The organism is Halomonas sp. BM-2019, from assembly GCF_017584085.1.
Genome location: NZ_CP071922.1, coordinates 1,322,408 through 1,331,201, shown reverse-complemented (window position 1 = coordinate 1,331,201; position 8,794 = coordinate 1,322,408). Strand labels below are relative to the sequence as shown.

The window sequence follows — 8,794 nt, the reverse complement described above, 5'->3', positions numbered from 1 at the left end:
TCACCCTGCCCGGCGAGGAGAGCGACCTGATCGTGCGCACCGACGACCCGGAATTCGTGTAGGCCAGGCCTCGCCAGATATCTCGCCTCACCCGCCATGCCACTCGGAACTTCAAGGTAGAACTTGGAGCTTGAAAAGATACGTTATAACATTGCCAGCCCAGCCCTGAAGGAGGTTCCGCATGACGATGACCGCCCTCTCGCCGGCGCTCACGAGCCACAGCCAGCCGCCTCACCTGGCCCTGGGTGACGAGATCGATGTCCTGCCGCGCATCTTCGATGACGAGATCACTATCGCCGTGATGCGACGCGGCTTCCCGCGCCCGAGGCGGCCGAGGCGCTGGTGGCGGACGTGCAGCTGCTGGCCGAGGCCATGGCCTACCTGTTCGATACCGATACGGTGGGCATCCGCCTGCGCCTGCTGGACGGGGCCATGTGCCCGCGCTTCCACGTCGACAACCTGCCGGTGCGCCTGGTAACCACCTATCACGGGCCGGGCAGCGAGTGGCTGCCCGAGGCCGCCGTCGATCGCGACGGCCTGGGGGCGCCCTCCGCCCAGAAGCCGGAGATCGTCCGCGACCCCAGTGCCATCCAGCGGCTCGAGGCGGGCGACCTGGCCCTGCTCAAGGGCGGCGGCTGGGAGGGCAATGAACACCGGGCCCTGGTGCACCGCAGCCCCGCGCTGGCCGACGGCCAGAAGCGGCTGCTGCTGACCATCGACCCCGCCTGACGCCAGCAAGAGACCGCCATGCCCTACACCCCCGAAGAGGCACGCCTGCTGGCGATGCCCGACGACGACTACATGAACGACGAGCAGCTGGCGTTCTTCCGCCGGCGGCTGCTCGAGGAGAAGGCCCAGGTGGAGAGCCACCTACACGAGGTGCGCGTCGCCATGGCCTCCCACGAGCGCGACAGCGACGAGCTGGACCAGGCGGCCTTCGAGGAGGAGCTGCGCCTGCAGCTGCGCCAGGCCGACCGCGAGACCCGCCTGTTGGCCAACATCGAGGCGGCCCTGCACCGCATCGAGTCGGGCGACTACGGCTACTGCGAGGAGACCGGCGAGCCGATCGGCCTGCCGCGGCTGCTGCTACGCCCTACCGCCAAGCTCTGCCTGGAGGCCAAGGAGCGTCAGGAACAACGCGAGAACCACTACCGCAAGACCCGAGGTGAAGGCTGATGACATCCCTGCGCATGCCCCTGCCGGTGACCGTGCTCTCCGGCTTCCTGGGCGCCGGCAAGACCACCCTGCTCAACCATATCCTCGCCAACCGCGAAGGCCGCCGCGTGGCGGTCATCGTCAACGACATGAGCGAGGTCAATATCGATGCCGCCCTGGTACGCGGCGCCCCCGGCGGCGAGGAGGAGGTGACCCTCAACCGCGCCGAGGAGCGGCTGGTGGAGATGAGCAACGGCTGCATCTGCTGCACCCTGCGCGAGGACCTTCTCGTGGAGGTCCGCCGACTCGCCGAGGAGGGGCGCTTCGACACCCTGGTGATCGAGTCCACCGGGATCTCCGAGCCGCTGCCGGTGGCCGAGACCTTCACCTTCGCCGACGAACAGGGGCAGAGCCTCTCGGACGTCGCTCGCCTCGACACCCTGGTCACGGTGGTCGACGGCGCCAACTTCCTCGCCCAGTACCGCCAGGCGCAGTCCCTGGCCGAGGCGGGCGAGAGCCTGGGCGAGGAGGACGAGCGCAACGTCGCCGACCTGCTGGTCGACCAGATCGAGTTCTGCGACGTGCTGCTGATCAGCAAGAGTGACCTGCTCAGCGCCGCCCAGCTCGACGAGCTCACCGCCGTGCTGCGCTCGCTCAACCCCGAGGCCGAGCTGATTCCCGTCACCCACGGCCGGGTGCCGCTGGACAAGGTGCTCGACACCGGCCGCTTCAGCTTCGAGCGCGCCCAGCAGGCGCCGGGCTGGCTCAAGGAGCTGCGCGGCGAGCACGTGCCGGAGACCGAGGAGTATGGCATCTCGAGCTTCGCCTACCACGCCCGGCGCCCCTTCCATCCGCAGAAATTCTTCGAGCTGCTCCATGGCGACTGGTTCGGCGGCAAGCTGCTGCGCTCCAAGGGCTTCTTCTGGCTGGCCACCCGGCCGCAGTTCGCCGGCCAGTGGAGCCAGGCCGGCGGCATCGCCCACTACGGCTTTGCCGGCATGTTCTGGAAGGCGGTACCGGAGTCGCGCTGGCCGGAGGATCCCGACTACCGCACCGCCATCCTCGACAAGTGGCAGGAGCCCTTCGGCGACATGCGCCAGGAGCTGGTCTTCATCGGCCAGAACCTCGACGAGGCCCGCATCCGCCAGGCCCTGGACGCCTGCCTGCTCAGCGAGGAGGAGCTGCTCGCCGGCAAGGAGGCCTGGCAGGCGCTGCCCGACCCCTTCCCCGCCTGGGAGTAGCCCATGCACGACGCAGACCTCACGCCGGTCACGGTGCTGACAGGCTTTCTCGGCAGCGGCAAGACCACATTGCTCAACCACCTGGTGCGCCAGCCCTCCATGCGCGACGCCCTGGTGGTGATCAACGAGTTCGGCGATATCGGCCTCGACCACCAGCTGGTCGCCGAGGGCGACGAGCACAGCGTGGTGGAGATGAGCAGCGGCTGCCTCTGCTGCACCATTCGCGGCGACCTGAGCCGAAGCGTCCAGCAGGCCTGGGAGTCGCTTGAGCGCGAGGGTGGCCGGCCGATCTCGCGGATGATCATCGAGACCACCGGCCTCGCCGACCCGGCGCCCATCCTGCAGACGCTGATGACCGACCACTGGCTCGCCCACCGCTTTCGCCTGGACGGCGTGGCCTGCCTGGTGGATGCGGCCAACGGCGTCTCGACCCTCAACGCCCACCGGGAGTCCCAGCGCCAGGCCGCCATCGCCGACTGCCTGCTGATCACCAAGGCCGACCTGGTGGACGACGACCGTCTGGCCCGGCTGCGTGAGCGACTCACCGAGGTCAACCCCGCCACCGAACAGCTCGATGTGCGCCACGGCGAGCTGGACGCCGAGCGGCTGACCGCCCGGCGCCTGCCCGCAGCTGGCCAGGGGGGCCAGCAGGCCGAGGGCTGGCTGGGTGCCGCCTCCTATGCCCAGGTAACGCCCGCGGCGGGCCTGGCGCCCACCGCCGCCGAGGCGTCCTCACCGCTGCTGGCGCCTGCAGCCACGGCTCCGCTCAGCCGCCACGGCGAGCAGATCCGCTCCTTCTGCTTCAGCGTGGAGGCGCCCATCGCCCCCGAGGTGCTGGAGGAGTGGCTGGACCTGCTGATGAGCCTGCTGGGCGAGAAGATGCTGCGCATCAAGGCCATCGTGAACGTGGCGGGGCAGGCGCAGCCGCTGGCGCTGCATGGCGTGCAGCACATCTTCCACCCGCCGGTGACGCTGCCAACGGAGGCCTGTCCAGACGGGGTCTCGCGCTTCGTCTTTATCACCAACGGCGTGGCGCCCGAGGCCGTGACCCGGCTGTTCGACTACTTCCAGAGCCCGTAGGACAAACAGCCACACTCGCGACAGCAAGGAGGGCATCAATAGTCGAAAAGAGCCGGCAAGACGCCGGCTCAAAGGATCGAAACAAGCTGCTCGCGAGCAACCTCAGGCTCAGAAGTCGACGCTGACCGATACCAGCAGTGAGCGCGGGCCATAGAGGTTATTGTAGACGTTGCTGAACGCTAACTCGCCGTTATCTTCACGGACGTAGGGACGGTAGTCCTTGAAGTCGCGGTCGAGCAGGTTGTTGACGACGCCGTTGACCGAGACGTGTTCGCTGACCCGATAGCGGGCGCCCAGGTTGACCATCGTGGTGCTCTTGAAGTCGCCGAGGGCATCGTAGGCCCCCTGGGCACTACCCCCATCCTGGGGCTCGTGATAGTTTCGCGGACGGAAGGCGCTGCTGCGATATTCGGCCCCCAGGAAGGCATTGAGCTGGGGGGTGGCCTGCCAGTCGAGGCGTGCATTGAGCATGTGATCCGGCACGCTGACCAGAGGGTCGCCGATGAAGCTGGCGGCTGTCTCACCGTCTCTTACTTCGCTGTCGGTATAGGTGTAGTTACCCGAGAGGTTGACCGTATCAGTCAGCGCATATCTTGCCGCAAGCTCGATGCCCTGGATACGGGACTCGCCGATATTGGCATTGGTACGGTCGCTGGCACCGGTGGCCCGCTCGATCTTGTCCTTGAGAGTGCTATGGAAGGCGGTGACCTGGGACATGAAGCCCTGACGGTTGTCGTAGCGGGCCGATAGCTCGTAGTTGGTGCTGCGCTCCGGCTTGAGGTCCGGGTCACCGAAGAGCGGCGTACTGCCGCCATCCCCAAAGCCCACGATCCCGTCGAAGGTCTGCTCCATCAGGGGTGCACGGAACCCTCGGCCGACGCCACTCTTCAGCGTCCACTCGTCGGTGGCCTCGAAGACAGCATAAGCGCGAGGCGTGAACTCGCCGCTGATGCCCTGGTACTTGTCGTAGCGCAGCCCACCGGTCAGCGCCAGACGGTCGGCGGCCTGCCACTCGTCCTCGACGAACAGGCTGTACTGGTCGCGGGTCACATCCTCGGGCAGGAAGCCATCCTCGAAGGTGGCATCGACGTACTGACCGCCCAGCGTTACCAGGTGGTCGCCAAGCATGTTGGTCAATCGAGTGTCGAGGATATCGGTGGTCAGCTTGAGCTGGCGCGGTGTGCCGAATCGATCGGCATCGGGCACGGCACCGGCATTGATGGTGCGGCCCTTGGTCTCGACGATGTCCCGGGTCAGCGAGGTGTCGAGCTGGCCGAACAGGAAGCTGCCGCGGTGGCTCAGGCGGAACTGGTCGCGGTCGAACTCTAGCTCCCTCGCATAGCCTCGCTCAAAGTCCTGTGGCCCATTGCCGGTTCCGGTCAGGCGCCCCACCTGCCCCTGCCGGTTGTCCAGCGTCTGGCGACTGGTGTCGAAACGCAGGCTGATGTCGTGGGCGTCATCCGGGGTCAGCACCAGCTCACCGCCGAAGATCTCGACGTTGGCCTTGCTGGGGTTCTGCCCCATGGTGCGATTATCGGTCAGGCTGGGCTCGGTACCCGGGATGTCGATATTGGACGCGGAACGCTCCAGCAGGCGGCCGTAGAACTGCACACCGACATGCTGAGAGATCGGGCCGCTGACATAGCCCTCGGTGATGGTCGTGCCGCCGAAATCGGAGTCGCTGAAGTGCTCTGTCGACACGGCGCCGGATGCCTGCCACTCGTTCCCCGGGCGACGCGTGATGATGTTGATCACCCCGCCGATGGCATCCGAACCGTACAGTGTCGACATGGGGCCGCGAATGACCTCGATGCGCTCGATGGCGGCAATCGGCGGGATGAAGGTCGACTGAGAATCGTTGAAGGCATTGGGCGCCACCGTGGCGGACACGTTCTGGCGCACGCCGTCGATCAGCACCAGGGTGTATTCGCTGGGCAGGCCGCGCAGGCTGACCGTCTGGTTACCGGTCTTGCCGGAGCGAGCGTCCAGCGGCCGGCTGTTGACCCCCTCGATACCGCGCACGGCCTCGGCCAGATTGGTGACGTTGCGCTCCTGCAGCTCCTCGCGGGTAATGATCGAGATACTGGCGGGTGCCAGCTCGAGGGTTTGCTCGAAGCCGCTGGCCGAGACCACCACGGTTTCCAGTTCTTCGGCGTGGGCCGGAAGCAGCATGGCGGCTGTGATGCCAGCCGCCAGGGGAGTCCTGAGCAGCTTGAATTGCGAAGAAGACATAAAGTTGGTGTTCCCTTTATTGAGGACGGTATGTGACGGTCCTCCCCACTCGGCTCAGCACGGTGCCTCCACTCCCCGGTGGAGGCGTTGTTGTTATTGCAACGTTTTGCCGAATGTTACCAGACAACACCAATAATGAAAATACAACGCATTATCATTTGCGATTGCTTGATGGCCGCCATTCAGCCGTCGCGACTCTCCTCGGCTGACGGCGCCGGGTCGCCACCGCGATATGGCGGCAGGGACAGCGCATGATGCTCAGGCCCCAGGGGCTCGGCGGCGATCACATAGTCGGCGCCGCAGGGCAGCCCCTTCTCGCTGCGCGCATAGGGAAGCGCCTCGGCACGCATCGACTCGATGCGATCTCGAAGGGCCTGCTCCAGGGCGGGGTCCTGCAGTGCCTCCAGCTGCTTCAGGCACATGTCAAGCTGGGAGTTGACGAAGCGCTCGCGATAGCGGATGGGGAACTGGCGAACCTCCAGCACGCGAAAGCCGGCCGTGCCGAGCTGGCGCTGCACCCAGGAGGCCGGATACTCCCGATAGGGGCGCCCGTTGCCCATCAGCAGGCAGGCATCGCGCAGCCTGCCGATGGCCTGGACGATGCGCCCTTCCTTGGTGTCGGGAGCCTCCAGCACATAGGGCTCGGTGCCCACGATGTAGAGCCTGCCCTTCACGTGGGGCCTCAGCCGCGTCAGCACCTGCTCCTGCCAGTAGGGTGCAAAGCCCTCGATGGCGCCGATGAAGTAGTCCAGCAGCACCGTATCGAAGCACTCCCCGTAGAGCAGCTCAGGGGCGATCCAGTTGGCCACCAGCACGCGGTCCTGAGGGCGCATGCGCTCCCCTGCTGCCTTCCTGGCCGTGCGCGCCATGCCGGCCGAGGCGGTGACGGCGGCCCAGCGCTCGGTCTCAAGCGAGGAGACCCAGCGCAGTGAGTTGTAGCCGGTGCCCGCATCGAGAAAGCTGCCCCAGGGCAGGCTGCCCTGCAGGGTCTCGATGGCGCGGAAGATCGGCGAGGTGGTTTGAGAAGGCGCTGTGTTCATTTCGTGCTCGCGTCAAGGCAAAGCCGATGATCCAAGACCAGAAGCGTATCACGACAGCAGCGGCAGCCCGCCCGTCGGCGCGCTGCCGGCCTGCCAGGCCAGTGAGGCCCCGAGCCACAGAATCGCCAGGCCGCCTCCCATGGCCAGCCAGCCGCTCAGCCGCCCCAGGCGCGCCGCGCCCCCACCGCCGGCGAACCGGCCGTAGTGGCGAATGACCCAGTCACGGGCCAGCACGCTGGCCAGCGCCAGGGCCGAGACGGTCATCGCCGTGCCCAGCGCCATCACCATGACCGCCGCGGCGCCCAGGACCGCATGGCCCAGCAGGCTGGCCGCCCCCATCATCAGCACCGCGCCGGTGCAGGGGCGCAGGCCAATCACCACCACGGTGGCCAGCGCCGTGCGCCAGTTGCCGACCTCCTCGGGAGCGATATGGTGGCGCGACCCGCAGCCGCAGCCATCGTGCCGGTGGTCAGGAGCGTGGTCGTGGTCGTGGTCGTGGTCATGCGCGAGGTGATGAGCATGGTGGCCGTGATCGCCACCGGCCTGCGTGCGCCGCAGCAGCCGCCAGGACCGCAGACAGAGCCAGGCCCCCAGCAGCGCCACCATCAGAAAGCTCGCCATCTCCAGGCTCGCCACGCTGCCCATGGCCTGGCGGGTCAGCCAGCCGAGGCCCTGGACCAACACCAGCACCATGGCGATGGCCATCATCCCCTGCAGCAGGGCCGCGCTGAACGACAGCCCCAGCGCCCGCTTCAAACCGCCCCCCTGGGAGACCAGATAGGTGGAGAGCACCGCCTTGCCGTGCCCGGGGCCGGCGGCATGGAAGACCCCGTAGCCGAAGCTCAGCGCCAGCAGCCAGCCGGCGGTCGCCCAGCTGGGCGTCTCGGACCAGCCACTCACCGCCAGTGTAAGCGCCCGGTGCAGATCGCGCTGCCAGGCCAGGATCTGCAGGCTCAGGCCGCGCATCACGCCCAGCTGCATCAGCAGCACGGCCGCAATGGCAAGCAGCAGCAGACCGCCCAGCAGCCAGCGGTGTCGTTGGAAGGCGACCCGCAGTCGGGAGGTTGCGCTGGCCGAAGACAAAGACGAGGAAAGCGAGCTGGCATGACGCGACATGGTGGACCTCTCGTGTCAGGCCTCTCATGGTGGGCCTGTGGCTGGTTATCGGTCGGGGCAAAATGTTATGTTATAACATTTACTGCATCAACCATCGAACGAGCGGTCCATGAACAAGCATCCCCTGGAAGATATCGCGGCTGCGTCCTCCGCACGCCTCGGCACGCTAAGCTGGGTGGGAATGGAAGGCATCGCCCTGCCGCTGCAGGTGGCCGGTCAGGCCATCGGCGGCCGAGCCTCGGCGGGCGTCAGCCTCGATGATCCCGCCGCCCGCGGCATCCATATGTCCCGCCTCTACCTGGCGCTGGCCGAGCTGGAGGGCCAGGAGCTCTCGCTGTCGCGGGTGGCCGCGGTGCTCGACGCCTTCCTGGCCAGCCACGAGGGGCTCGCCAGCCGGGCCTTTCTCGACCTGGAGGGTGAGGCGCTGCTGCGCCGCCCGGCGCTTATCAGCCCCCTGTCGGGATGGAAGACCTACCCCTTCACCCTGCGCTGCCGCCGCGACGCCAGTGGCATGCAGGCCACGCTGGAGCTGAGCGTGGGCTACTCCTCCACCTGCCCCTGTTCGGCGGCCCTGGCCCGCCAGCTAATCCAGCAGGCCTTCGACGAGGACTTCACCGAGATGCCGGTGACCCGCGAGGCGGTAAGGGCCTGGCTGGGCAGCGACCAGGGCGTACTGGCCACCCCCCACAGCCAGCGCAGCCAGGCGCACCTGGCCGTTCGTCTCGACGCCACCCAGGAGGCGCTGCCGCTACTGGCGCTGGTCGACCGCGTCGAGCGCGCGCTGGGCACCGCCCTGCAGACCGCCGTGAAGCGCGTGGACGAGCAGGCCTTCGCCCTGGCCAACGGCCAGAACCTGATGTTCAGCGAGGATGCCGCCCGGCGCCTGCACCACGCCCTGCGCGACCAGCCCGGCATCGAGGGCTTCTCCCT

8 protein-coding genes are annotated in these 8,794 nt (G+C 67.4%); 5 read left to right on the top strand and 3 right to left on the bottom strand.

Features of this window, described 5'->3' with window-relative positions:
• Positions 1–342 precede the first annotated feature (342 nt).
• From J5F18_RS06750 to J5F18_RS06735, 4 genes are read left to right on the top strand one after another with little or no spacing between them, the layout of a single operon-like run.
• A complete protein-coding gene (locus J5F18_RS06750; RefSeq protein WP_346301517.1) occupies positions 343–729 on the top strand; it encodes a DUF1826 domain-containing protein in 387 nt (128 codons plus the stop codon).
• A gap of 18 nt (positions 730–747) precedes the next feature.
• Positions 748–1,176, top strand: a complete 429-nt coding sequence (dksA, locus tag J5F18_RS06745) for an RNA polymerase-binding protein DksA (protein WP_346301516.1) — start codon at positions 748–750, stop codon at positions 1,174–1,176.
• The gene (zigA, locus tag J5F18_RS06740) at positions 1,176–2,396 is read left to right on the top strand and encodes a zinc metallochaperone GTPase ZigA (RefSeq protein ID WP_346301515.1); all 1,221 of its coding nucleotides are present in this window, start codon (positions 1,176–1,178) and stop codon (positions 2,394–2,396) included. The genes dksA and zigA overlap by 1 nt, the downstream gene beginning before the upstream one ends.
• 3 nt (positions 2,397–2,399) lie before the next feature.
• Positions 2,400–3,476 (top strand): GTP-binding protein, encoded by a 1,077-nt coding sequence (locus J5F18_RS06735; protein ID WP_346301514.1) that lies wholly within the window; start codon positions 2,400–2,402, stop codon positions 3,474–3,476.
• A gap of 108 nt (positions 3,477–3,584) precedes the next feature.
• On the opposite strand, the gene J5F18_RS06730 is transcribed toward J5F18_RS06735, so the two are convergent.
• The 3 genes from J5F18_RS06730 to J5F18_RS06720 form a co-directional block, all read right to left on the bottom strand.
• Positions 3,585–5,708 (bottom strand): TonB-dependent receptor, encoded by a 2,124-nt coding sequence (locus tag J5F18_RS06730; RefSeq protein WP_346301513.1) that lies wholly within the window; start codon positions 5,706–5,708, stop codon positions 3,585–3,587.
• Positions 5,709–5,890: 182 nt separating this feature from the next.
• Positions 5,891–6,748 (bottom strand): class I SAM-dependent methyltransferase, encoded by an 858-nt coding sequence (locus J5F18_RS06725; protein ID WP_346301512.1) that lies wholly within the window; start codon positions 6,746–6,748, stop codon positions 5,891–5,893.
• Between the two features lie 48 nt (positions 6,749–6,796).
• Entirely contained in the window at positions 6,797–7,864 is a 1,068-nt protein-coding gene (locus J5F18_RS06720; protein ID WP_346301511.1) for a sodium:proton antiporter, read from the bottom strand.
• Positions 7,865–7,973: 109 nt separating this feature from the next.
• On the opposite strand from J5F18_RS06720, the gene folE2 reads away from it, so the two are divergent.
• Positions 7,974–8,794 (top strand): GTP cyclohydrolase FolE2 (gene folE2 / locus J5F18_RS06715; protein ID WP_346301510.1); only part of this gene is annotated, 821 nt, incomplete at its 3' end.